Origin of the sequence: Bradyrhizobium sp. CCBAU 51627 (genome assembly GCF_028128765.1) — a bacterium.
Taxonomy (GTDB): domain Bacteria; phylum Pseudomonadota; class Alphaproteobacteria; order Rhizobiales; family Xanthobacteraceae; genus Bradyrhizobium.
This window is the reverse complement of the sequence record NZ_LBJG01000091.1, coordinates 1-25562: the sequence shown is the minus strand read 5'-3', so window position 1 is coordinate 25562 and position 25562 is coordinate 1. Positions and strand designations below refer to the sequence as shown.

The window sequence follows — 25562 nt, the reverse complement described above, 5'->3', positions numbered from 1 at the left end:
TCTCATACCGCTTCGCTTCGTTTGCCCGTGACCGGAAAGAGCTTGCGACTGATCGGAGCCGAGCTTCTTCACGCATGCGCAGAGCATTCTGATGAATGTGCAGGTCACGTCCACTTCCGCCATCGACACCCCAAGTTCCCGGATCAGCTTGACAGCCTGGACGTTGAACTCGCGAGTGAGCTCCCGTCTCGTCATCGCCCAGCTCCGGATTCATGAAACCATCAAACCTCAGCAGCTCAAGACGATTATTACGCTATCAAGCCCGCTGAAGGATGCTCATTGTAAGATGGTGAGCGAAACCATCGCTCGGTAGTTGCCTGAAGAGCATACCTTGCACTGATGCACGTGCGTCGACCATGAGGATCGCCATCGGTGCAGGAACATAGAGCAGTCGTTCGAGCTCGGCAGAGGCTATCGGCGTCATATAGGGCTCCAGCACAAGGCATGTCTGATTGGCTACGACACGACGAAATCCAACGATCGCAGGGTCATCAAATGCGAGACTGCTAACCACATGTGTTCGCCAGGCGAGCCGCGAGGGATTTCTTCGACTGGCACGCCGATTGCTGGGTTGAGGACTGCGCAGCCAAACGCTCGCAGGGGCACTGTCACCAAGGGTCCGAATGATGGTGCTCGATGCGCCAAAGCGATGTACGCTCGCACGCCAATATCGGCGAACGTCACAAACTTGTCGGTTGCCCTTGCGCGGCGGCTAAAGGAGAAGATGGAGATGCTCCGAGAAGTGTTCATCACCTGTGCGATTACAGGAGGGGGATCGAATGTGGACCGGAGCCCATATGTGCCCGTGAGCCCAGAGGCAATCGCAGATTCGGCGATTGAGGCCGCACGAGCAGGAGCGGCGGCGGTGCACATTCACGTTCGTGATCACAAGACCCGTCGGGGCGTGCTAAATCTTGCGCTCTATCGGGAAGTGGTGCAGCGCATTCGGAGGTCGGACGTAAATCCGGTTATCAACCTGACTACAGCGAATGGGGGCGACCTCGTGCTGGCTGGGCCTGACTCTCCACTACCACCGGACCCGGTGACGGATATGGTGGGTGCGCTTGACCGACTGGCACACGTGGAAGATCTACGCCCCGAAATCTGCACCCTCGATTGCGGCTCGATGAACGGCAAGTCCAACGGCGAGTACATTATGGTCAATAGCGCCGGAATGCTGCGCGCGATGGCAAGACGCATTCAAGAGCTTGGAGTGCATCCTGAGCTCGAGGTGTTTGATACCGGTCATCTGCAATTGGCTAACGACCTTGTTAAAGAGGGGCTGATTAGGGATCCGCCGCTGATCCAGCTGTGCATGGGCGTTGGCTACGGCGCGCCGAACGACTTGACCACGCTGACGGCGATGGTGCACCAGCTCCCGCCGGGCGCCGTCTATTCCGCCTTCTCGGTGGGGCCAATGCAGCTTCCATATGCTGCGTTGGCCCCTTTGTGCGGCGCGAACGTGCGGGTGGGATTAGAAGACAACCTCTATCTATCCCGCGGGCGGCTGGCAACTAATGCCCAGCTCGTGCAACGGGCGATTGAGATCCTCGATTGGATCGGGGTGCGGGTGCTTAGCCCGAGCCAGATGCGCGAGAAGCTCAAACTCAACGTTCATGCCCGAGAGGCAAAGCATGTTTAGGAACTTGAAAATTGCGCACAAGGGGCCCGCGGGGCGCGGCGGATGTCGCGGAAAGAGCCGATGACACTCGTCGAACCCTCGGCGGACGCGGTGCGCGCGTGTGGGCTCGTGAGCAGTCCGCGGCGAAGCGCCTAGACGTTAAGCAGATGGTGTGTCGCGACAAACTGTGGTGGTTGGTACACGCTCGAGAGGTAAGTCTCGAAATTATCGCCAGTCACTGCGTTAGGGTCCTCCCGCCGGCCGCCAACGCCAACGAGAGGCGCATTTATTCACAATCAATCGCGAGAGTGACGACTGGTGGCGGCCCAGGGGCGAACAAGGTCTCATTCACCTCGACGTCCATAAAGGAGTGGCGCGCCTGCTTCTATTCGATGATAGAAAGAGGGAACGATGAAGGATGAATTCTGTGCGGTCGTAACGGGGGCGGCGTCGGGGCTCGGAGCGGCGACGGCAGGCCTCTTGGCCGAAGGAGGCGCGCGCATAATTGTTAACTACTCAAAGAGCTGGAACGAAGCCGAGGCTACGTGTGAAGTCTGCCGGAAGGCGGGTGCGGCCGAGGTCGTCGTGGTGCAAGGCGATGTCTCTCGCGATGACGATTGCAAGAAGATCGTCGCAGCTGCCGCACCCTGGGGCCGGCTCGACCTCCTCGTCAACAATGCTGGCATCACAAAGTATGTGCCGTGTCACGATCTTGACGGGCTCTCCGCGGACGATTTTCAACGCATCTATGCCGTCAATACCATCGGGCCATACCAAATGATCCGAGCAGCACGCTCGCTACTGCAAGCCGGCGCAGACGCCAGCGGACGGCCAACCGCCGTCGTGAACGTCTCCTCAGTAGCCGGCATCAACGGTGACGGTTCGTCGGTCGCGTACTCAGCGAGCAAGGGTGCGCTGAATGCCATGACACAGTCCCTGGCGCGAGCCCTGGCGCCTTCCATTCGCGTCAATACCGTTTGTCCGGGGTATATCGATACGAGATGGTTCACTAAGCTGAGAGGCGAGCCGGGTGCCCGACAGGTGCGCGATTCTGTTGTGGCGCGTGTGCCGCTCAAGGTCGTCTCGTCCGCAAAGGACATCGCGCAGCTCGTCTGCTTCCTCGCAAGCCCGGCATCGAGTAACATGACCGGTGAATGTGTGCGTATGGACGCCGGCATGCATCTAATATTGTGACGAAGCGAAGAGTCTTGTTCGGGCTTATCCCTCTACGCACTTTTGCGTGCGCCTCGATGTGAATGAGCTCGGCAAGCTGATGCGTGATGTGCGAGCGAAAGCAATGTCGCCTGCCCCAAGCCCGGAGCATGCCCCGGGTACCGCCGGCTTGCAGATGAAGGGCAGGTCTAGTGGTCGCGACGATTAAGCCGCGCCCCTGCTTATTACAGATTAAAGCTAACAATGGCACATTGCGATCCATGAGGTTCCGGATTGCGCGCTCGCATCTGCAACTGGTCGTTCGGACAAAACGGGCCTCCGGGGCTGGTTGATACTGTCCGCCTCAAGGACAGACGGAAAGCCAGTTGCAGAGCTTGAGGCGACGCCCCTGATCCCATCCGGTCTGATCAGAATCCTCAGCCCGTTGCAATCCGCCCCGCGATGCGGTGGACCTCGCGGCTGATGGTTGAAGAAATCGTCCCAAGTGGCGCGCGATAGACCGCAACAAACGAGCAGCGCGTTCTGAACCTTATGAGATCTCCTCCGAGTCAGAAAGGCTTAGTGCCTATTTGGCGGCTTCTATCCGCTGGACGGATGCAGCAGGTCAGCGAGATCACCGAGAAGATCCGCGAGGACTCTCACTCAAATCGGTGTTCGATCGCACTCGCCCGCGAACATCCCAGATCTTGCATAGCTTGGCCTCCGGTAAATGTGACCTCGCTGATTATGTTCACACTTCGGTTAGAGCGCAGCGCTGACCCATTGGACGCGCCCTCCCCCTACCGCAAACAAAATGCACGATCGTTTTCGAAAGACTCGGTTGGAGGCCCTTGGAGGGCGAGTCTGATTTCACGCGCTCGCAGAAGGTACGCCGCAGCCTACTAGCGCCTTAGGGACGCTGACGCTCTTACGAGGTAATCCGACTAGAGCAGGTAGTACCCCGATCGCAATTAGTACTTTAAATTCGCCAGCGGCAATGAAACCGCTGATCACGAGAAGCAACTCACGGGACGACCGATTGCGGTAAGGAGTCAAGCAACGTTAAGGGGCGAAACCTCTCGCTGGGCGTGAGGTACCCAACAAACGTTCCCGCCAAATGTCGTGTCAGCAAGAAAAGGATCGCACGATTACACAGACCGCACAACGCCAAAAAGCGTCAACAGCATCGTTTTCCGCCCTTCGACGTCAGTGCGAGGACGCAGCTGTGTGCCGCGCTCGAGATCGACCTGGTGACGTTGGCCCGGTTACGCTCGTGTAGTTCGCAACGCCTGGCACTCTTCTGGTGATCGACAACTGAGTGAGCTATCGCACCGAAAATCTACGGCTCGTTGATGGGTTTGTCTTTTTGTCCCTCTTATCCAAAAGGTTTATAAGTATGCTGCCGAAACAAAGGAAGCTGCGAGAGCGCGTCTCAAACGCGTTGCGCAAAATCGAGGCGCTGGAATGTTCATATGAGGACATCACGGTCGGACAGCTTGTTTCGATGCGGGCGAGAACGGATGGCTCAACAACAGCAATCGATGTATTCGGGCGCGGCGAGCGCGCGACCTACTCAGAAATGGACCGTTTGTCCAACAGATATGCGCATGCGCTGCGAGCGTTTGGCGTACGAAAGCGCGATCGCATTGGGGTGATGCTGCCAAATCGTATCGCATTTCCGATCGTTTGGTTCGCGATCGCCAAGCTCGGTGCCGTCATGGTACCGATCAACATGCGCTACACGCCAAGGGAGATCAATTACGTTCTCGGCGACACACAGGCTAGGTTCGCTATTATAGATGAGTCCGTAACGGCTGTGTTCTCCGCGATGGAGCCTTGGCCGCAAGACCTCGCCAAAGAGCGAGTAATTCTCATTGGACAGTCTTTCGACGGAAGGGCCACTTCCCTCGACGAGTTACTCAAGGGCGCCGACGACTCTATTGTGGAGGAGGATGTCCGGCCCGACGACCTCTTGAACATTCAATATACCTCGGGAACAACAGGCTTTCCGAAGGGCTGCATGTTGACGCACGACTACTGGGGCGTGACTGCCTTTCAAGCGCAATGCGGGGACGAGCAGCGATACCAAAGGTATATTTCTATACAGCCTTTCTTCTATGGTGATCCGCAAGTACATCTTCTGAAGTCTTATCGGCAGGCGGGCACCCTCTACCTGGCTCCATCAATGAGTTCGACGCGCTTCATCGATTGGATCAGGCAGTATAGGATCGAATGGTGCTTTTTTCCTGAACTGATAGCGCGCCAGGCCGAGGCCACCAATGATGAAGATGGCGCAACGTGCTTGAAACAGGCTTTGACGTGGGGCTGTAGTCTTGATACGCAGCGCAAACTGCGGAAACGGTTTCGTGTGCGAACCCAAGATGCCTACGGGATGACGGAAATTGGGTTCGGCACACAAATGCCGAACGACCTTGATGAGATGGCCGACTCCGGTTCGGTGGGGATTCGTGCACCGTTTCGGAATCTTCGACTGATGAACTGCGATGGCACACCTACAGCAGTTGGTGAAGTCGGTGAGCTGTGGGTGAGTGGTCGTGGAATCCTCAAAGGTTATTGGAATAGGCCGGAAGCGAACGCCTCATTCAAGGACGGGTGGTTCAGGACGGGCGACTTGTTGCGGCGCGACGACCTGGGCTTTTATTGGCTGGTAGGCCGCACGAAGGACATGATTCGACGTTCAGGCGAGAACATTGCCGCGCGCGAGGTAGAGGCCGTCATTCGCGAGATTCCTGAGATCGCTGATGTGGCCGCCGTGCCTGTTCCTGATGCCAAGCGCGGTGAGGAGGTCAAGATTTACGTGGAGTTGAAAGAAGGTCTTACACCAGGCGATTTGCCCGTCGATCGTATTCTCGAACATGTTCGTATTAGTCTCGCCGTGTTCAAGGTGCCGCGGTATATCGCCTTTACTCCGGTTCTTCCTAGAACCACCTCCAGCAATAAAGTGCTCAAGCGTGAGTTGATGGCCGTGAGCAATCCGCTTGCTGGCGCCTACGACGTTGAGGAGAAGCGCTGGCGCTGAGGCGTACTCTTCATCGTAGCCCAAGAAAACGCGACAATTTTGCAACGCTTGTAGCGGTGTACGTTTTGCATCGCCGTCGAGCAGGAGTTCCCTTTCGTTGGCACTCAAGGACAGTCCTGCATTGCCAAAGGTGCGAGGTAGTGCACCCCGTCGAGTGATGGACTATTTATATGCGCGCGAGAGGGGTGCGACTGCGGCTCTCGCCCCGGATTTGCGTCCGGTACCTAAAGAGCGCACGCAAGGCACTCCGTTCACCTACAAGATCGTCAAGTCTTGATGCGGCACGCGAGCTGGGACTGCATCGGTCGTGTCGCAGCAAGTGGTGACACAGGACGAGTGCGGTGGCTTCGAAGGTCGGCGCATGCGTGGCCCGCGTCTCCATCGCGCCTAAGGCTGAGACGGTCATCGCGCGCTTCGCCTCGCAGGAGATGGCGACGCGGCCGACTCACCGACCTGATACCGGGCCGCAGCTGCTGACACAGGCTAGGGTGCATGCTGCACGCGTTACTAGCCCAATGAAAGCGATAGGGCTCAAGGCTTGATGGGATCGGGCGATCTGTTCCGGGCCGGGCTGGACCAGATCATCAAGATGAAGCACAAGCTGGTTCAGCTCGCCGGCAAGGTCGATTGGGACTGGATCGACGGCGAGATCGCGCCGCTCTACGAGAATGGTCGGCCCGGGATCGCGAGCCGCTTCATGATCGGGCTGTTGCTGCTGCACATTTACGGGCTGTCCGATGAGGGGGTGTGCGAGCGCTGGGTCTATGACCTATATTTCCAGTACTTCACCGGCGAAGAGTTCTTCCAGCACGCATTCCCGCACGAGCGCTCGGGCCTGAGCCACTGGCGCAAGCGGCTCGGGACAAGCTGCAGCTGTTGCTGACCGAGAGCTTGCAGGTGGCACACGAGGCCGGCGCGTCACGCAGCCAGGACTCAAGCGGGTCACAGTCGATACCACCGTGCAGCCGAAGGCGATTACTTTCCCGACCGATGCCAAGCTCTTGACACGCTGCGATCAAGGGGCTCAACCGTCTGGCGAGGAAGCACGGGGTCAAGCTGCGGCAGTCCTATCTTCGCATTGCCAAAAAAAGCGGCAATGATGGTGGGACGCTACGCCCATGCCAAGCAATTCAAGCGGCATCAGCGGCAGTTGCGCATCCTGCGCAGCCGGCTGGGCAGGATCATCCGCGATATCCGCCGCAAGATCGAAGGTGAGGCTGTGCTTGAGAACACGTTCGCCCTCCCGCTCAGCCAGGCCTCGCAGATCCGCCCGCCGCAGCAGCTCCACCGCGGCTTCAGCTTTATTCCTTCCACGCCCCGGTGGAGTGCATCGGCAAGGGCAAAGCAGCCGCGCCTTACGAGTTAATGGCATGGACCACGCCCGCTCTCAGCGGCAACATAGAGCCCCGGCAAGAGAAGGAGCGCGTACCATGTCCCATACGAATATTGTCACGATCGGCATCGATCTAGGCAAGAACCCATTCCATGTGATGGGGTTCGATGCCACGGGTGCAATCATCCTACGCAAGAAGCGATTGAGAAATCAGCTTGAGCTGTCGGTGGCTAATGTTCCGCCGTGCCTGATCGGAATGGACGGCTGTGCAGGAGCACACCACCTTGCTCGCAAACTCGAGAAATTCGGCCATCAAGTACGGCTCTTGCCGGCACAGTATGTGAAGCCATACCGTGCGCCCCGACGGCGCGTATTACCAGTGGAGGAAGGATCCACCCAGAGAGTTGTCGATTGATCTGGTAGCTGACGAGCGGTTTGGACGAGCAATCGGACGGATCGAAGCCTCGTGACAAAGGTCGCTTTAGGCGGCCGAGCAATCCAGCGGGCCGTAACGTGAGTGAAGCCTGAGCACGCCTCGAAAGTTACGATGTGAATGCCGACCCGATCGTATGGCGGGGAAGGCCGTGCGGACAGGGAAGCAATTGACGCACGCACCTGTCTGGTTCACCGGGGTAATGGGCATGGCACGTTGGAAGGGTAGTACGGGTAATCGGGGGAGACCCGTCTTGGTCGAAGGTCGCGCCTTCAGCATTGAGTAGTCGATGGACCGGACGGGAGTCGGACAGGGTCAAAGGTACCGATGACACCGGGTAATTCCGGCGGAGGAAAGGACCCTGACTTCAGGTGCGCTTTTGAAAATGGCGAGGGAAAGGGTAGATTGGCGATGAGCCTTGAAACGCCCGATAAGATCAGGAGCCTTCAGAGAAAGCTTTATTGCAAAGCGAAGGCGGAGCCTGCCTTCCGCTTCTACGTGCTGTACGACAAGATCTGCCGCGAGGACATTCTGAGCCATGCCTACAAGCTGGCCCGCGCCAACGCGGGTGCGCCGGGAGTGGACGGAATAACTTTCGAACAAATCGACGCGTCGGGACTCGAAGCATGGTTGGCTGGCCTGCGCGATGAACTCGTCACGAAGACCTATCGGCCCGATCCGGTGCGGCGGGTGATGATCCCGAAGCCCGGCCGCGGCGAACGTCCGCTCGGTATCCCAACAATCCGGGACCGGGTCGTCCAAGCTGCTGCAAAGATCGTGCTGGAACCGATCTTCGAGGCGGATTTTGAGGACGGAGCTTATGGATATCGCCCGCGCCGCAACGCGGTCGATGCCGTCAAGGAAGTGCACCGCCTTATGTGCCGGGGCTACACAGATGTTGTTGACGCCGATTTGTCGAAATACTTCGACACGATACCGCACTCGGACCTCCTCAAATCGGTGGCCCGACGCATCGTCGACCGGAATGTGCTGCGGCTGATTAAGTTATGACTGCGAGTACCGGTCGAGGAGCGGGATAGCAACGGGAAACGGCGCATGAGCGGCGGTAAGAGTAACAAGTGTGGCACGCCACAGGGCGGTGTCATCAGTCCGCTGCTCTCTGTCATCTACATGAACCGGTTCCTGAAGCATTGGCGTCTCAGCGGTCCTGGCGCTTTCTTGAGCGGCGGGTCGCATCGATCACGAAGGAAATCGACGAACTCGCTGATCAAGATGCACACTGCCGCCGCCTGATGAGTGCGCCGGTGTCGGACCAATCATCTCAAGTGCGATGATCGCCGCGATCGGAACTGGTGATGCCTTCCAGAAGGGCCGCGACGTTGCAGCATGGCTTGGCATCGTACCGAAACAGATCTCGACCGGCGATCGAATCATTCTCGGTCGGATATCGAAGCCTGGCAACCGGTGCCTGCGAACGCTGCTCATTCAAGGGGCCAGAGCCGTACTTCTAAGGCGTCAGAATTGGCCCATGCATGGCTTCGGAGCCTGGTTGGAAGCAGCATCCAAGCGGCTTCACTCGAATGTACTGGTTGTCGCCCTGGCCGCAAAACTCGCGCGCCTAGCCTGGAGCATGCTCGCAAAGGGCCGTGATTACGACGCCAACTTCATGGGCCACGCCGCGTTGTCGACGAAGGTTTCGGGCGACACCGATGAACGCGAGTTCGATCGCCGGATCTCCGCGAGCGGCATTCTCGCCCGGGCTTCCGCCACCGTCTCTCTGTTGGTCTGGAAGTCGAATGTGTTAGAGTTCAGCAGCGAGGCGGAGGGCGAAGTGCCCGGATTGGCGCCCAGTCTCGGCCCGCGTTCAAACTGTAGAGCTCCGGTTGAGCGCGCGGAGGTCATCGACGAATCATACCCTTGTTTCAATCGCATTGATCCAACGGGCCTCTTTTGATCGCTGCTGTTATCACGATCCAAGTTCTCTGCTACGCAGCCGAGCGGTTCAACCAATCGCGCTCCTTTGGCGGCCAGTAGTCGCGGGGCGCGCTGACCTTGCCCCCGGGCTTAATCCAGTTTGAAGTTCGTTCTGGCCCACGACGAGGACCAGAGCATGAAGCGTAGCCCCTTCACGGAAGAGCAGATTATCGGGATCTTGAAGGAGCACGAGGCCGGGGTGTCGGTCGCCGATCTATGCCGCAAGTACGGCGTGAGCGACGCCAGCATCTACAAATGGAAGGCCAAGTACGGCGGGATGGACGTCTCCGAGGCGAAGCGGCTGAGGACACTGGAGGACGAGAACACGAAGCTGAAGCGGCTCCTGGCTGACGCCATGCTGGACAATGCGGCGTTGAAGGACCTTTTGGGAAAGAAGTGGTGACGCCCGCAGCCAAGCGGAAGGTTGTCGCGCATCTCGTGGATGCCCACGGGATGAGCGAACGGCGGGCGTGTAAAGCCATCGGCTGCTGCCGCATCACCATGAGATATCGGACGACCCGAGCGGATGATGCCGGCGTTCGCCAGCGCATGAAGGCGATCGCCCAGGAGCGCCGCCGCTTCGGCTATCGGCGCCTGCATGTTCTGCTCAAGCGGCAGGGCTTTGCGATCAACCACAAGAAGCTATTCCGGCTGTACCGGGAAGAGAAGTTGGTGGTGCGCCGCCGTGGCGGCCGCAAGCGGGCGATCGGGACCCGGGCGCCGATGACGGTGCCGATGGCACCGAACGACCGCTGGTCACTGGACTTCGTCTCCGATCAGCTCACGGATGGCCGCCGCTTACGCATCTTGACCGTGGTCGATGACTGTACCCGCGAGTGCTTGGCGCTGGTGGCCGATACCTCGCTCTCGGGGGCCCGGGCGGCGCGGGAGTTGGATCGCCTGGTCATGGAGCGCGGCAAGCCAAAGATGGTGGTCAGCGACAACGGCACCGAACTTACCAGCAACGCCATCCTGACCTGGGCCGATCGGAGCTGCGTCGCCTGGCATTATATCGCTCCGGGCAAGCCCATGCAGAATGGCTTCATCGAAAGCTTCAACGGTCGGCTCCGGGATGAATTGCTGAACGAGACGCTGTTCACGTCGCTGGCTCAGACCCGCGTCGCGCTCGGATGCTGGCGCGCCGATTATAACTACACACGACCGCACTCACAGTTCGGATGGAAGACACCCTCCGAGTTCGCCTTCACCTGCCACCCGCGCCGGGATCTGGCGCTGCGCTATGCCGATGGCTCCGCGCCAGCTCCCGTCGCTACGACCGCCAAACTGGGCAACTCCAATGGCTTGAGCGAACTCAGAACTGGATAAAATCTGGGAAGGTCAGCGCTCACCTTGAGACATGAGACGAGGATAGCCGTTTGCAATCGGTGGCGCTCACTATGGATCTCCTCGGCACCAAAACCTCGGTTAGAGCAGAGTACAGATCCCGGTATCCGCGACTGAGACGTCGGCGCGTCGATCAGGACAGACAGAGGTGATGTTGCATCGCGGACACCTGAAGACGTCTAAAGGCCTGTGACAGGTCCGACGCGCCGACAACTACTCTCCTATTTCGTTGTCAGGTTCCACTGCTAACATTGGCAGCTTCTTTCAGAGCAACTATCGTTATCGACATGATCGTAAAACCCAGATTGAGCCATGATCAATTACCAACCCGGGTCAATGGCAGCTGGTCCTGATCCAGCGAAGGTTGACATAATCACAGTGTAGGCCACTGCATCGGATGAAAATCAGCCAGGACACCCACTCGAGACTGACCGATAGAAAGCAGCGCGCCGGTCATTGAACGTGCGGCGCTGGCCGTGTGCATGTCTGTCCTTAGTCGGCGGTCTCTTCGGACGATCAAAAGATGCGGCCTCAAAGTCAATCAGTATAGCCCAACCATTATGGCCGGAGCCACCGTCCTATCCTATTCTTCATATCGTGCCGGCAACTCTCGTGTTACTGCACCGGCGTTCCGAACGCCTCCGCGGCATCCACAGTACCTGACGGCTCCTCCCGCATACTGAGTCGGCGCCACTTGCACAATAGCGTCGAGGCAATCACTCTTTAAGCGTCCGAAAGGCGACGCTTTTCGTCCGCTTCAAATCCAGTAATTGTAGGAGAAATGTCCGCGCCTCTGCTTCTTTGATGAATTGAGCCGCCGCAAGCAGCTACTCTTGTGTTAGGGCACGTTGACCTTCCTATACTGTTCGGATGGAGTGAACCCGTCGTCGCCGCAGAAGATTCATGTTTCGCATTCCCGGCCGCGTGGAAAGAATAAATAGCGTTACTTCCAACGAATGGCTCGTAACCGAACAGTCGTTCTTGATTGGCACGTGAGGCGCGTTGATAGTCGACCTTTGGACGTCGTGTTTCGCCTTGTTGCGTTCAAGCGTCTATGTAGTGAATGGGGCATGCTGAAGGGGAAGACGTTCGCTTACGCGGAGTCGACAGAGCCTTCGCCGGCCAAGCAGGCTCGCGCATGTCTATGTGGCACACCGATTGCTTAGACAGGTGAAAGGTCCGTAACGACCAAAGCGCTCTTCTCGTATCGGAACAAGGCGTACAATGAAGCATGCTGGAAAGGTCCAGACTGATCCTACGTGCTACTGCAGGTGCGGTCCCCCACCGCACAGCGTGATTATTAAGCTCATCAGAGGACATGAGCCAGACCTGCGTGCCCGGTTCGCTGGCTTTCCGCGTCGTCCTCTCCGGCTGATATGGCCGCTGTATCTTTCGGACCCACAAGTACGTTGTTTTGGTAGCCCGAGGGAGCAAATCCGCTCGTCAGCTGCCGCCAAGCCAGGGCGGGCTGTTCGTCCATCAACCACACGCGGAAGAATGAAGTTAACAGTGGGTGACCATGATAGGGAGTAGTGCATGCGGGTAGCAGTTGTCTGGAACGAGCCAACCGAGGTCAATCCACCAGATCCAGAGGATTACCGTGAGGCGGTCAACAGCGTGGTGGCTGCACTTGAGGAGAGTGGCCACGAGGCGCTACAGTGCGAGGGCGATAAGGAGCTGGTCGCTACGCTCGATCGATTCATGCGACCCAATCGGCAGGCGCGCCCCTCCGGAATGGTCTTCAATATGGCGTACGGAGATATGGGCGACTGGCGGTCCAGCCAAGTTCCGACAATCCTTGAGATGGCTGGGATTCCATACACCGGAGCGAGTCCGCTTGGGGCCGCCCTGGAGCTCGACAAGGTGATCACCAAGAAGCTGATTCGCGCTGACGGCCTGCCGACACCCAACTTTCGGGTGATGCGTCAGGGCACCGAGAGTACCGGCGAATTGCGATTCCCAGTGATAGTAAAGCCCCGTTACGAGTCCGTCAGCAAGGGACTGCAACTCGTACACGAGCCTAGCGGTCTGAGGCAAGCCGTAAAAACTATTGTCACGCAGTATGCGCAGGATGCACTCGTAGAAGAATACATCGAAGGGCGAGAAATCTGCGTCGCGCTCCTGGGAAACGAACAGCTCGAGGTTTTGCCTCTGGTCGAGCACGACTTCCGCGACCGAGAAACACGTGTTATCACTTGGGAAGACAAGAAGCATTTGTCGGCGGCGGAGCCGCAGAAGATTTGCCCGGCGAAAGTCGGGAGTGAACTTTCGACAAAGCTACACGATATTTCAGTAGCGACCTTCCGTGCCTGCCTTGGCCGGGAGTACGCCCGCGTCGACCTACGGGTCGATCGCTCAGGACAGCCTTTTGTTCTAGAGATCAACTTCAGTCCGTCACTCCATAAAACGCACTCCTACGTCCGGGCTGCGACGACACGCGGATACAGCTTCCCAAATCTGGTTAATCGCATCCTCGATCTCGCTCACACGCGGTATTTCGGAGCTCGCATGCCCAATCCCGAACACGAGTTGGATCGCGATCGGGCTCTTCCGCCGTAAGCGGCCATTAGTCTGGCACGCCTGAGCGCCTCCTGGATTCTGATGGCGAAGTTGTTGATGCGTTTACGACCGCCAGAACCCTGATGGACACGGATTCGATGGCGCAGGAGTGGCGGTGCATCCTTGGGCGTCCATACGTGCCGCCGCTTGCAGCCCGACTCGCGATACCCCCGGCTAAATTATCTATTGTGGAGCTGCTATTGGCGCAGTCGTCGTAGCTCCAACGTAAGACCGCATGTCCTTTCTGGATGCCGGCGGTGAGTTGGTTCGTTGGTTCGCCCAACACTGGCGGTATTGAACGAGGGTTGCTCAAGGCTATCCTCACGCCAGGAGGACGAACCGTGGACGACAATAATCCCCTTTTCGCAGTCGTCCGTTAAGAAGGCGAATTGAGCGTGGCGGGACGGCCGAACGTGCGCCATAGCTGGAGCAGGATGGGCACAAGAGTTGTCTAGAGCCAGGCGAGGGTGCGGCGGAAGTTGTGGCCGACGGCTGATGGCGGAGCGGCGGCGCAGCTCGTGTTTGATGACACCGAAGATGTGGTGCTTCTGGCCGGAGATGAAGATTCGTCGGGGATTGTGTGCGTCGTGGCCGCGGTATCCCTTGTCGACATAGGCCCGCTCGATCGCGCAGCCGGTGAGTGCCTCGGTGCGGTTAAGGACGTCCCGCATGTGTGACCGTCGTACGGGTTATCGGGCAGCGCCCCGGCGTGCAGCACGAGCAGGCTCCCGGGAGAACGGCGGTTGTAGTTTACCATGGAGGCTTCGGCGCCGATCTGTGGACCACGCCCGCGTTGCAAGAGGAATTCGACGGAATCCTGAGAATGAAATTGCAAGGTTCCGACGCCCGAAGCATCAAACCCCTGCAAACGCAAAACAGTCCACAGCGACAAATGCGATTCTAACTCAATCGCTTAGCCACTCTTCACGGACGACGAGTTCAACTGGTCCTTCAATCCCAAACTGCCGCGCCAAATTGGCTTCCAGCTCCACACGCTGGCGTTCATTGCCGCCGATGGATCATGTTTGTCTATCGGGTTTGCCACTGTACCTGAGATTGAAGAATGGGCGACTATTTGTTCTCGGTCTTGAGAACGTCGTATGCAGTGGCCACAAGCGATGCTGTAGCTTCTTTTACTTCGCGCTCGGAAATTGTCAAAGGCAATAGTAGCATCGCATGATCGCCTGCTTCACTTCCTGCGCTACCATTGCTGGCGTAAATGACCAACCCCCGCTTGAGCGCGGCGCGCTGAAATCGATCACTGTAGCGATCGGACGAAAGCGCTCCCGCATTCTCGAATGCGGAGGTGCCGATGTCGAAACCAACCATCAACCCCATACCGCGGATTTGTTTGATCAGCTCGGCCGGCAGCTCCTTGCGGAGCGAAGCTCGCAGTAGTTCGCCCATGCGCGTCGCGTTTGCTGCGACGCTTCCATCCGCCAACCTATCCAAGACTGCTATCCCCACAGCCGCACCAGCCGGACTGCAAGCAAATGTTTGACCGTTCTGAAAATACTTCGCGTGTGCCAGCGGCCCGTGAACCACCCGCTCACTCACCAGAAGAGCCGACAAGGGGTAATAGCCAGCGCTGATCGCCTTTCCGCATATAATGATATCAGGCTCGACGTTCCAGTGCATGCTTGCGAACGGCCGTCCGCTGCGAGCGAAACCAGTCATGACTTCGTCGGCAATAAGCAGTATGTCATGGTGGCTGCAGATATCCCGAACCCGCGGCAGATACCGTGGGTCTGGCGGCGCGGCACTCAGCGCGGCGCCGACGATCGGCTCGACGATCACCGCTGCAACATTCTCCGGACCTTCCTCAAGGATCGCATTTTCGATCGATTGCGCACATTCCAGCGCGCAAGTCTCCGCCTGAAGTCCGAACTCGCACGCCGCACAATGACCATGGGACGCCTTGGCGCATGGAGCAAGCACACTCTCATAAGGCTTTCGGCGTGCGACAAACCCTCCCGCGCCGAGCCCAGCGATCGTATTGCCATGGTAGGAGGCGTTGCGTCCCAGGATCTTCCGCCGTCGCGGCCGCTCCGCGGCGAAATGATGTTGAAGCGCCAATTTGAGCGCCGCCTCCACTGCGTCGGAACCGCTGCTGAAAGTGATCGCCCGCGACATGCCAGGCGGGCCGAAATCGAGGAGTTGGCTAGCGTAACGCTCAACGATGTCGGAGCTAAAATGGCGCGAAGGGAAAAGCGTCAACTTGCGGCTCTGAGCGTGCAGCGCGTCGATGATCTTCTCGTCGCCGTGACCGAAAATGAGAGATCCCGATCCGCAGGCCGCGTCCAGATAGCGCTCCCCATCGGCTCCTACAAGATAAGGACCCTCGCCGCGTACTATTCGCGCGCCGGTTTCGCCCGGCGTCGAATAGGCGGTTCGTGAAGGTAAAATACGGACCTCTGCCAAGCATCCTCCAGCGCGACTTTAAGTTGATGGGTAATTTCCACATCAGGGAAGTCTATACGGGCTTAGTCATGGCGACACCTACCCACCATTAGAGGTGCGGAGACCGCTCAGTATAATATGGACGAGCCTTCGATACAGTGAAGGGACGCTTCCTGAAGATGACCGATGGTTCTCGGCTGCTTAAGGCGAATTTCGGCTCTATGGAGCGACAAATAGCATGAGAGTTCACACGGTGATCGCCGCCGCCATAAGCTCAACGATATGAGTGTAGTAATGTGCGACGAAGATCCGAAGGGACGCTTGGATCCAACTCCTATGATGGTTCGCCTCACGCTGCATCTCTACGCTTCGGATGTAGATGCTTTTATCGAACCGCCGCCCCCACAGCGCCTCCATGATGTCTTCGACCTGCCGAACCGACTCCCGCCAGATACATCTCGATCAGCGCCTCTTCGACCGAGCTCTCCCGCCTCCGGTAGCGCTCGATAATCGCCGTCTCGAAGGTTTGCCGCCGTAGCTTCGGGACCTTCAGGTTGACGTCGCCCGCCTTGGTGTGCAGCGTTCGCTCGTAGCTGCCCGCGTGTCCTCCCGGCCTGGCTGCGCTCATACCGCCCAGCTCCGCACAGCTGGTCCGCTTCGGCCTGCAGCGGCGTTCAGTGTCTCTTCCACCGTCCCGCGGACCATCTCGCCCGGGTGATCTCGAATCCGGGCCTCATCAATTTGGATCGCCTGACCCATGGCATTCCCATCGTTCATCCAAAGCTCCTTCATTCCAGAAGGTGCGAAAGAATCTGTACGTTATCGCCCCCGAGCGCTTCCGCTGTTGGTTCTTCGAATATGACTGGCATCGTCTTCGACTGGATTAACTTTTCGGCGGCTTGGGAATGAGGCCTCCCGTCCAACGCAACCTCGAAAGATTAGGCCGGAGGGACACAGAGGCATTGATCGCATCTTCCACCGAATAGACATCGGAGTTAGCCAACGAGCGTGCTGCCGGCGAAGCTAACAGAGGAGCGCGAAATTCGCCCACATAAGTAGAGAACGGCGAGATAGCTTTGGGGTCACGCACGGGAAGAGGTCGTTCGCATCGGCAAGCTTGGAGGAAGCTACTCCGAACGCAAAGCAAAGCGCACCGCGAGCAGTCAACGCAATTTTCATTCTGCTGCTCATCGTCGTCGGCACCTGCGCTAAGCCATGACGCTGGGGATCAGCGCTTGTCGCCGATAGGATATCATTCGATCTCTGCGAAACGGATCGGGTAATCTCGAGTCTGCGATCTAGTTAAACCTGAAAGTGCGATACGCCCTTCAGGTCATAGGAATCTTAGCCCGCTCCGAGCGCTTAATCGCATCTTCCAGTAGCCTCTGTATCAATACTTTGTACGGGATACCGGATTCCTTCATCATTCTCGGGAAGGCGCTGGAAGGACCTAGAGCAGGGTAGACACCTACCTCGTTAATCAGCAGTTCTGCATTGGGCCGCATAAAGAAATCCACCCTTGCCATCGCCTCACAGCCGATCACTCTAAACGCCTCACAAGATAACGAGCGCACTCGATCAGCCTCCGCGTCGTCAAGCTCTGCCTTGGTTTTGAGCACTACACCCTTCTCATCAAGTTTAGCCTGAGCCGTATAGAAGGCGTGCTCATCAGGGATAATCTCGCTTGGCCATGAACAAAGTAATTTGCTTGGTTGATCGATGTCCGGCAGCACCGCGCACTCAAGCTCTCGCGCCTGTACGTACTCCTCGACTAAGACCTTGCTGTCATATCTAAATGCAAGGTCGACGGCAGCCTCAAACTCTGTTTCGCAAGTTACCTTGCTGACGCCCATAGAATTATAAAGGGTTGCCGGCTTTACAAATAGCGAGGGGCTGCCGAGCGCCTCTTGTGCAAACTGAAACTTGACCTCTTCTTTAGTTGTCAGCACCAAAGACCGAGCGATCGGAAGCCCTGCATCGCGTAATATTCGTTTGAGGATTTGCTTATCTCCGCATATCGCCGGCGCAGGCAACCGAGAACCTACAAAAGGCACCCGCGCTATTTCGAGCAAGCCCGTGCAGGCATAGGGCGAAATTGGGAAGGCTACATCAACGTTACATGTACTGTTATTCTCGTCGTGTCGATGGACCAGCGCTTTGCCGCGTCCCGCCGGTAAAAGTATCAATTGAGCACTTGACGAGCCCGGGCGTAAGGGAAACCCGTTTGTATTCTCCTGCAGCCACCAATTGCCATCCGATGCGACGGCCACCAATATTGGATTATACTGTTTCCTGTCTAATGCTTCATAGACAGATCGAGCGAACTCCACTGACATATCATGCCCAAGAGGTCCAGGAGGTCCGCCCCCAAACAGTAGTGCGACGTTTATCTTGGTCATGATCAGCGTCCCTGTACGGTTCGAATAGGCGTACCAACGTGCCGAGGGTGAATAAGTGACTAGGGTGAATAGTGCTCAGCCGAAGAAGGCATAGCAGTAAGTAATCTTCAGCAACGATAATCCCGCAACTACTAGGAAACGGAGGTTGCAGACGGGAACGCCTTGATAAGCTATAGAGGCGGCGGGCTGGGGCTCATTTCGGACGCTCCGCTCTTTGCGAGCCATCGCGCGATCGTGGATAACATCGCTTCCTTGCGCAGCCGCCTTTTCTGATGGAACTGATCGTCCCCCGAAATGGGTAGACAGGTTAGGCGCCTTTAAGCTCATCCGATCGGGCCATATATCCGATGGCGAAATAACGGAGTCGGGTTCGATTGTAGAAGGCCTCGACGAAGGCCCGGATATCGCGCTGGGCCTCTGACCTTGCCTCCATATGTGGAACGGGCCGCGTGGAAGCTACAGCGGCGAACCTTCGAGATGGCGATTATCGAGCGCTACCGGAGGCGGGAGAGCTCGGTCGAGGAGGCGCTGATCGAGATGTATCTGGCGGGAGTCGGTTCGGCAGGTCGAAGACATCATGGAGGCGCTGTGGGGCACCCGGGTCAGCCCGAGCACAGTGTCGAACCGGAACAGAAGTTCTATACTAAGATCGAGGAGTAGCGGAATCGCAGGATCGAAGGCGAGTGTCCGTATCTCTACCTCGACGGCATCGTTATGAAGCGCAGCTGAGCTGGTGAGGTTCGCAACGTCTCACTGCTGGTGGCCTCGGCGGTCAATGCCGAGCGGTTCCGCGAGATCCTCGGGATCTGTGAGGCCGCCAAGGAGGACAAATCCGGCTGCTCATCGTTCTGCTGCATCTCGTCGATCGCGGTCTCAGGGGCGTGCAGTTGGTGATTTCCGATGCTTATCGAAAGCGTTGCGGATTATCTGCCGGAGGCCCGCGATCAACGCTGCATGGTGATTTTTATCGGAATGTCTTCAGCCACGTGCTGTCAATCCTGGTCCGCGAGGTGATCCACATGCTCAAGGCCATTCATGCCCACGAGAGCCGCGCCGCGGGCGACGAGAATGCCAGCACCGTCATCGCGGATCTGCGGGCAAGCCGTATGGCCAAAGCCGCTGATCTCGTCGAGCAGGCGGTTCACGAAACGCTCGCCTACTATGCCTTTCCGGACATCCATTGGCGGAAGAGTCGAACGAACAATCCGCTCGAGCGCATCATGAAGGCGATCGGGCGACGAACCCGTGTCGTCGGCGCCTTCCCGACGGTCAATCCTGTCTCAATTGGCGGCGGCCCGGCTGCGGCACATTGCCGGAACGGCGTGGTCGACCAAATGCTACATGAACATGCGACCGCTCTATCAGCCGCCACTCTCTGAAACCGGTGCCTTCGCCTGATCAAAAGTGCGAAACATTCTGGACAGTACCCGGGGTGCGTGTGGCGACTTGGATTGCTAGTCCTAAAAGCGGTCGCGGCCTGAACCGTCTAGCTTCGTCTATGCTTATGCGGAGATATGTTTAGCTTTCCTGCTGCAGGTGCGGCGCCTCCCAGAAGATCGAGCGCAGCGCCAGGAGGGGTGCCGTCCACCCCACGCCAGGTGCGAGCTCATGAGCCTGCAAAGGATGCATGAATCCGGCGGAATTAAGCACGTGAAAACGCATTTCTGCACCTCAAGGCTGATTTTTGCAGCAAGTCTTCTAGTTCCCCGTCCAATACTACTCGAAGTAAAACGGCTGCGCTGCGTTCTTGCCCCGCGCTGGGGGAGTACTAGGAAGTCGTAATGAAGATAATGGGGGTTCGATCGCGTGTTTTATCCTAACGTCTGAATGCGCCGGTTTTAGGCCAGACTGTTCGAATGATCTGCTGCTTGGGCCGCCGGCTCGCGGGCTGAGACGCACCACATTGTTTTCGATATCTACGTGAGGGCTGTCTGATGATGGACAGGCGCCGGGAGCCACCGCTTCCTCATGCCGAGCCGCGTAACACGATCCTATATGACGAGGTTCCGCTGGAAATCCCATGGCTGGCTGCACCATCCGTAATGATGTCGATCTCGGTGCGTACCTGGAGCCGAGAACGGCTACGCTTAGCAAGGGACCGCTGACGTGATACGGATCAACGCGGAGTTCATCGCCCACGTCGAAGCGCGTCTGCCGCGTGAGGGTGAGCCCTTAAGGGTGGGACCTTGTGAGTACTTCCCAAACTCGCAATGCGGCCTCTCTCATCCTGCTTGTTTGCTTCGATCAGAGGCCGGCGGTGCTGACGAACTGGTTTTTGGCCCAAATCGATTCCGGGAACCGAGGTCTTTTGCTGCTCAGTGTGTTGGAGTCGAGTGATGACGAACATTTTGTGCATTCATCTTTGATATCGTCGGTGACGAAAGCTACGGCTTTACGGTCCGGGACATGGAAATCTGTCGCGCCGTCTGGAGCGACTATAAACATCGGGCACGAGTTATTGGCGCGCTAATGGCAACATCGAAGGTCAAGATCGCTTCTAAGCTGGGTCTTCGAAGGCCAGAGCCAAAGCTCATTGTTCTGAGGACCGCATGAGCATCAACGACCCGCATCTCCGCACGCCTTCGGGCAAGCCCCGCCTGCGCGCCTTTGCGCTCGCACTGGACGGCACGCCTGGTCGCTTCAACGCCATCACCGACGTGCCAGGCGTTACGGTCGGCTACTCAACGCTAATTTCCGGCGACGGGCCGCTGCAGGTCGGCACCGGCCCGATCCGCACAGGTGTAACCGCGATTCTCCCGAGACTGCGGGGAGAGCTCGCAACGCCGGTGTTTGCCGGCGTGTTCAGCCAGAATGGCAATGGCGAATTGACCGGCACGCACATTATCGAGGAGACCGGCGCCTTTAGCCTGCCGATCACAATCACGAACACCCACTCCTGCGGCGTTGCCCGCGACGGCACGCTGCGGTGGATGCAACGCGTGCTGCCGGCAGCGCTCGACAGCGCTTGGGGGCTCCCAGTGGCGGCGGAGACCTATGACGGCTTCCTCAATGACATCAATGGCCAGCATGTCAACTTCGAGCATGTCGCCGCAGCACTCGATGGAGCAACAGGCGGCGCCATCGAGGAAGGCAGCGTCGGCGGCGGGACTGGCATGATCTCGTTCGGCTTCAAAGCCGGTTCCGGCACCGCGTCGCGCATCGTCGAATGGCATGACAGTCGCTATACCGTCGGCGTGTTCGTGCAGGCCAATTTCGGTAAGCGACGCAATTTCACTCTTCGCGGTCGGCGCATCCGACCGGAGCTCGCCGCCCCGGCGGTTTTCGAAGGCACGCCCCGCGCCGAAAAGGGCTCGATCATCGCCATCGTCGCTTCCGACGCGCCTTTCCTGGCGCATCAAATGAAGAGGCTGGCCAGGCGCGTGCCTCTCGGTGTCGCCGGGACCGGCGGCTATGGCTATCACAGCTCGGGCGATATTTTTCTCGCGTTCTCGACCGCCAATTCCGAGGCCGCGCTGGCGTCAGGCCGGATCGCTCGCGCGAGCTTCATTCCGGATGTCGATATCGACCCGTTCTTCGACGCTGTGGTGCAAGCAGTGGAGGAGGCGATTCTTAACGCGGTGGTCGCCAATGAAGACATGACTGGGCGTGACGGCAACTTCGTGCCAGCGCTGCCCAAGGAATGGCTGAACAACTGGTAGCTGGTCAGGAGGCATCAAAACCCCGACGCTGCGCGGCGACCCGGGTGCCAACTGATCATGGCCCGCTTGTAAAGAGGGCAAGACTATCTGATGGACAGACGGCGGGAGACACCGCGAATTGCCGCTCCCATTCGGTAGGCGGCCGGCGATCCACGCGCGTGTAGCTGTGAATGGAAGGCTCATATCCCGAGTCAAAAGTTCGCAATCTGAGATTTCGCGTCAGATTCGTTCGGCTGGACTTGGAGAGCGTTCGCTACCGGGCAAGGGCGTTCTTGCGCAATACGGAGATGCCCATTATGAACACGGCGGTTCAATATTGCGTTTGGTAGAGGAGAATATCGATGATCACGGCTTGCGTGTTTGGCTAACCGGCGAGGAGTAGAAGAGCCTTGTTGCCTGTCACGAAAGCGGGTTGGCTTTAGCCTCCTGAAGTCTCGCTGACGGTGATCGGCTTCAATCTCTTGCTACGCTATTTCAACTGCGTCCCACTCGATCTTGGGGTCGAGTAGGCCAAGCCTTCCGGCAGGCGGCCGAGCTGACGAATAGTCGGATTCGCCGCTCGCGCACTATCGGCAACTGTTGAGCGGACCGCACGTTGAAAAGATCAGATCTCCGGCAGGTGCCCGCAGCCTACACCCTGGCGAGCGCGACGTCGTCGATCCTGTCGGATTGACGCGTGCCTAGCCGGGGCGAGGGAGGTTCGTTTTGGGAGCACGGCAGGCACCGCACGGACGGCGCTGGGGACTTGGCAAGGCGCGTTCTGGCCAGCGATGAGGTGGCTCGAAGCGACCGCCACCAACGTGCGATACATGACGGCACCACGAAGCGCGCCAGCGCCACCCAGATGCGGCGAATAAGAGGCACCAACACTTTGGGCGCGACCTTTGAGAGCTGCAGGTGTGCCCACTGTTTATTCGCGTGTGCGCGATCTCGCGTCCGATCTTACCCATGAAAGGAATGTGGCCATGTCAACGAGGCTTCGTCATCAGCGTCTTGTTCGACACTGTCAAAGCTAAACTATCCCATCTGGTAGCTCCGCAAGCGACCCCACCGATATAATGTCTTTATCCGATTAAGGAAGCGGTCGAGCCGCGCGTAAAGAATCCGGTGTGTGCTGTCGTCAAAGCGCCTGCCATGCTACTCAGTTAAGCCGAGGCGCTGCATGCTTGGCAATGAAAGGAGAATCAGATGCCTCAGCGCAGCCCACTCTCTGAGAATGATCCGCCGGCCGGGCATTTTCGGAACACCTCTTACATGATCAATAAGAGTCGTCCCTATTTCGATGCAGCCCATGAAGCTGGTGTCATGGCCGTCCATGGACGTTCCACGACCGGACGCGCCTTTGCTTTAGGCTCCGGTCCACTTCAAGGTCGACCGGAAAAAATTGATTTCGTGCGATGTTCCTACCTTGGCCTGGACAATCATCCGCTGATCGTCGCTGGCGCGATCGACGCGATTGAGGCGCATCGGTCATTGCACTGGTCATGCGCACGAACGCGCCTCAATTTCGATCTCCTGGCGGAGCTTGAGGCGACCTTGTCCGAGATGTTCTGCGCATCCGTGCTCGCCTTTTCCACTGTCATGCTCGCCAATTTGGGTGCGATGCCCCTACTTTCCTCAGGGCAATTGACGGGCGGAAGAAAGCCGCTTGTCGTATTCGACCGCCTTGCGCACATATCGCTGGCCTATCACAAGCCAGTGGTCGCTGATGAAACCCGTCTGGAAACCATCGAGCACAACGACATCGACGCTCTCGAGCGCTTGTGCCGCGAACATCCAGTGGTTGCTTACGTATGCGATGGTATTTACTCCATGGGGGGGAACGCGCTCATCAAAGAATTGCGGCAACTCCAGGAGCGGTACGGGCTCTTTCTCTATATCGATGATGCTCACGGAATCTCGATCTTCGGGCGCCAAGGTGAAGGATTTGCTCGATCTCAATTTCCGCAAGTGCTGGGTGACCGCACGATCATAGTAGCCTCGCTGGCTAAAGGCTTCGGCGCATCGGGCGGCATGGTGATGCTCGGAACGGCTGACCAAGAAGCTCTGTTTCGACGGTACTCCATTCCTTATGCGTTTTCGGTGCCGCCCAATCTGGCGGCGCTTGGTGCGGCGCTTAGCTCATGTAAGATTCATGGCTCCGCAGAACTCGGCGATCGGCAAAGGCGGTTAACGCAGCGTATCAAGCTCTTTGATCGTCATATTGCAACCGCCCAGCAAGGAAATTCGTTTCCCATCAGAATGATTACGATAGGATCGGAAACCAAGGCGATTGCAATCACGAAAGAGATTCTCGATGCCGGCTTCTACACTTCGGTGACGTTCTTCCCAACGGTCGCGCAAGGAAAGGCGGGGATACGAGTGTGCATTACGGCCGATCATGAAGAAAATGATATTGAGCGGTTGTGCGATTGCATCTTGGATGCAGTGGCAGAAGCAACCGGAAAGCCATACCCTCTGAGGTGATGTGATGGTTCAGCCGATGAATTCCTGTAACTGCGAGTAGGGTTGCTATCAGCTTGTACCGAGAAGGCTGATGAAAGCTTGTCAAGTCTCGATCCTTGGTTCGACTCCGAAGGAGCTCCCGGAGCGCTTCGGCCGATGTTCTCGACGGGGCGGTGCTCGCTCCTTGCGCCGTTTGCGACAGTCTGATCATGCTGAAGCCACTCAGTGGCCAAAGCGTCCGGCGCATAGTGGGAGAGGCGCGGGATCGGACTAGCACTACTTCGGCAGATTGTTGGATTTGGGCTCTTTATTAGGGCTCGGACTCAATTGATCCAATAGGCAACGATAGCGGCGAGATGGATGGCAGCCAAGAAGTTCCTGGCTAGTTTGTCGTAGCGAGTTGCGACACGCCTGAAATCCTTGAGGCGGCAGAAACAGCGCTCGATGACGTTGCGCCCCTTGTAGGCGCGTTTGCTGAAGCTGTGGAGAGTGACCCTGTTGGATTTGTTTGGAATGACGGGCTTGGCACCACGATCGACGATTTCGGCTCGAAAGCCGTCGCCGTCGTACCCTTTGTCGCCAATGAGGGCAGACATGGGTGGCGCGAGTTCCAAAAGGGCTGGCGCTGCGGCAATATCAGGGTCCTGGCCTGGAGTGAGATGAAATGCGCAAGGTCTGCAGTCAGGGTCGCTCAGCGCGTGGATTTTCGTGGTCCGCCCGCCGCGCGAGCGGCCGATCGCTTGTTCATGCTCCCCCCTTTTCCGCCGCTCGCCGAGCGATGCGCTTTGATCGTGGTGGAGTCGATGGACAAAGTCACGCCGTCTTTGCCGCAGCGGGCGAGCGCTTCAAAGATCGCCCGCCAATGTCCGCGCTTGGCCCAGCGATTGAAACGATTGTAGATGGTCGTGTACGGACCATAGTCCGGCGGGCAATCGCGCCAGCGTGCGCCGCACTGAAGCATGTGAATGATACCGCTGATGACGCGTCGATCGTCGTCGCGCACCGGTCCGGTCTGGTTCGTTGGCAGATGCGGCTCTATCAGAGCCCATTGCTTGTCGTTGAGCCAGAACAGTCCCTTGCGCATCGAAGTCCCCCGCGTGGAATCAACCCGCTGCGAGGGAATCAGAGTTCGCTAATTAGGTACAGACCCTAGCATTACAGTTGCATCTTCCTGAAGGTTCTGAATCCATGGGCGACCATGATTCGGGATCTGATGATTGGTGGCGCGTCAGTTGAAGATAC

The 25562-nt window shown here is 57.9% G+C and carries 12 protein-coding genes and 6 pseudogenes; 13 read left to right on the top strand and 5 right to left on the bottom strand.

Features of this window, described 5'->3' with window-relative positions:
* The first annotated feature begins 91 nt into the window (after positions 1-91).
* The 10 genes and pseudogenes from XH88_RS35605 to XH88_RS35560 all read left to right on the top strand — a co-directional run bounded on the left by XH88_RS35605 (position 92) and on the right by XH88_RS35560 (position 13417).
* On the top strand, positions 92-313 hold the full coding sequence (locus tag XH88_RS35605) for a hypothetical protein (protein WP_271672858.1): 222 nt from the start codon (positions 92-94) through the stop codon (positions 311-313).
* A 417-nt stretch (positions 314-730) separates the two neighbouring features.
* Positions 731-1642 (top strand): 3-keto-5-aminohexanoate cleavage protein, encoded by a 912-nt coding sequence (locus XH88_RS35600; protein WP_271672857.1) that lies wholly within the window; start codon positions 731-733, stop codon positions 1640-1642.
* Positions 1643-2032: 390 nt separating this feature from the next.
* Positions 2033-2815, top strand: coding sequence for an SDR family NAD(P)-dependent oxidoreductase (locus tag XH88_RS35595; protein ID WP_271672856.1), 783 nt, complete (start codon positions 2033-2035; stop codon positions 2813-2815).
* Between the two features lie 1276 nt (positions 2816-4091).
* On the top strand, positions 4092-5813 hold the full coding sequence (locus XH88_RS35590) for a class I adenylate-forming enzyme family protein (RefSeq protein WP_271672855.1): 1722 nt from the start codon (positions 4092-4094) through the stop codon (positions 5811-5813).
* A 541-nt stretch (positions 5814-6354) separates the two neighbouring features.
* Positions 6355-7175, top strand: a pseudogene (locus XH88_RS35585) (IS5 family transposase); the annotation flags it as partial.
* Positions 7176-7243: 68 nt separating this feature from the next.
* Positions 7244-7498: pseudogene (locus XH88_RS35580) on the top strand (IS110 family transposase); the annotation flags it as partial.
* Positions 7499-7990: 492 nt separating this feature from the next.
* Positions 7991-8590 carry a reverse transcriptase domain-containing protein gene (locus XH88_RS39135; RefSeq protein WP_333909288.1) on the top strand — a complete coding sequence of 200 codons (600 nt, stop codon included), beginning with the start codon at positions 7991-7993 and terminating at the stop codon, positions 8588-8590.
* A 218-nt stretch (positions 8591-8808) separates the two neighbouring features.
* A pseudogene (locus XH88_RS35570) lies at positions 8809-9197 on the top strand (transposase); the annotation flags it as partial.
* A 453-nt stretch (positions 9198-9650) separates the two neighbouring features.
* Positions 9651-10840, top strand: a protein-coding gene (locus tag XH88_RS35565) for an IS3 family transposase (protein ID WP_271672854.1) whose coding sequence is annotated in 2 segments (ribosomal slippage) — positions 9651-9900 and positions 9900-10840 — 1191 coding nt in all. Because the reading frame shifts where the segments join, the coding sequence is not laid out codon by codon here.
* Between the two features lie 1554 nt (positions 10841-12394).
* Positions 12395-13417 carry a D-alanine--D-alanine ligase family protein gene (locus XH88_RS35560; protein WP_271672853.1) on the top strand — a complete coding sequence of 341 codons (1023 nt, stop codon included), beginning with the start codon at positions 12395-12397 and terminating at the stop codon, positions 13415-13417.
* Positions 13418-13793: 376 nt separating this feature from the next.
* On the opposite strand, the pseudogene XH88_RS35555 reads toward XH88_RS35560, so the two are convergent.
* The 4 genes and pseudogenes from XH88_RS35555 to XH88_RS35540 form a co-directional block, all read right to left on the bottom strand.
* Positions 13794-14195, bottom strand: a pseudogene (locus tag XH88_RS35555) (IS5/IS1182 family transposase); the annotation flags it as partial.
* A gap of 293 nt (positions 14196-14488) precedes the next feature.
* Positions 14489-15838: an aminotransferase family protein gene (locus tag XH88_RS35550; protein ID WP_271672852.1), complete on the bottom strand. Its 1350-nt coding sequence runs from the start codon at positions 15836-15838 to the stop codon at positions 14489-14491.
* 372 nt (positions 15839-16210) lie between these two features.
* Positions 16211-16576: pseudogene (locus tag XH88_RS35545) on the bottom strand (transposase); the annotation flags it as partial.
* A gap of 569 nt (positions 16577-17145) precedes the next feature.
* Positions 17146-18216: a D-alanine--D-alanine ligase gene (locus XH88_RS35540; protein ID WP_271672851.1), complete on the bottom strand. Its 1071-nt coding sequence runs from the start codon at positions 18214-18216 to the stop codon at positions 17146-17148.
* Positions 18217-19106: 890 nt separating this feature from the next.
* On the opposite strand from XH88_RS35540, the gene XH88_RS35535 reads away from it, so the two are divergent.
* The 3 genes from XH88_RS35535 (at position 19107) to XH88_RS35525 (ending at position 24341) form a co-directional block, all read left to right on the top strand.
* On the top strand, positions 19107-19595 hold the full coding sequence (locus XH88_RS35535; protein ID WP_271672975.1) for a transposase: 489 nt from the start codon (positions 19107-19109) through the stop codon (positions 19593-19595).
* Between the two features lie 1170 nt (positions 19596-20765).
* Positions 20766-21875 carry a DmpA family aminopeptidase gene (locus XH88_RS35530; RefSeq protein WP_271672850.1) on the top strand — a complete coding sequence of 370 codons (1110 nt, stop codon included), beginning with the start codon at positions 20766-20768 and terminating at the stop codon, positions 21873-21875.
* Between the two features lie 1188 nt (positions 21876-23063).
* The gene (locus tag XH88_RS35525) at positions 23064-24341 is read left to right on the top strand and encodes an aminotransferase class I/II-fold pyridoxal phosphate-dependent enzyme (RefSeq protein WP_271672849.1); all 1278 of its coding nucleotides are present in this window, start codon (positions 23064-23066) and stop codon (positions 24339-24341) included.
* A 302-nt stretch (positions 24342-24643) separates the two neighbouring features.
* Here the strand turns inward: XH88_RS35525 and XH88_RS35520 are convergent.
* A pseudogene (locus XH88_RS35520) lies at positions 24644-25404 on the bottom strand (IS5 family transposase).
* Positions 25405-25562: the final 158 nt, after the last annotated feature.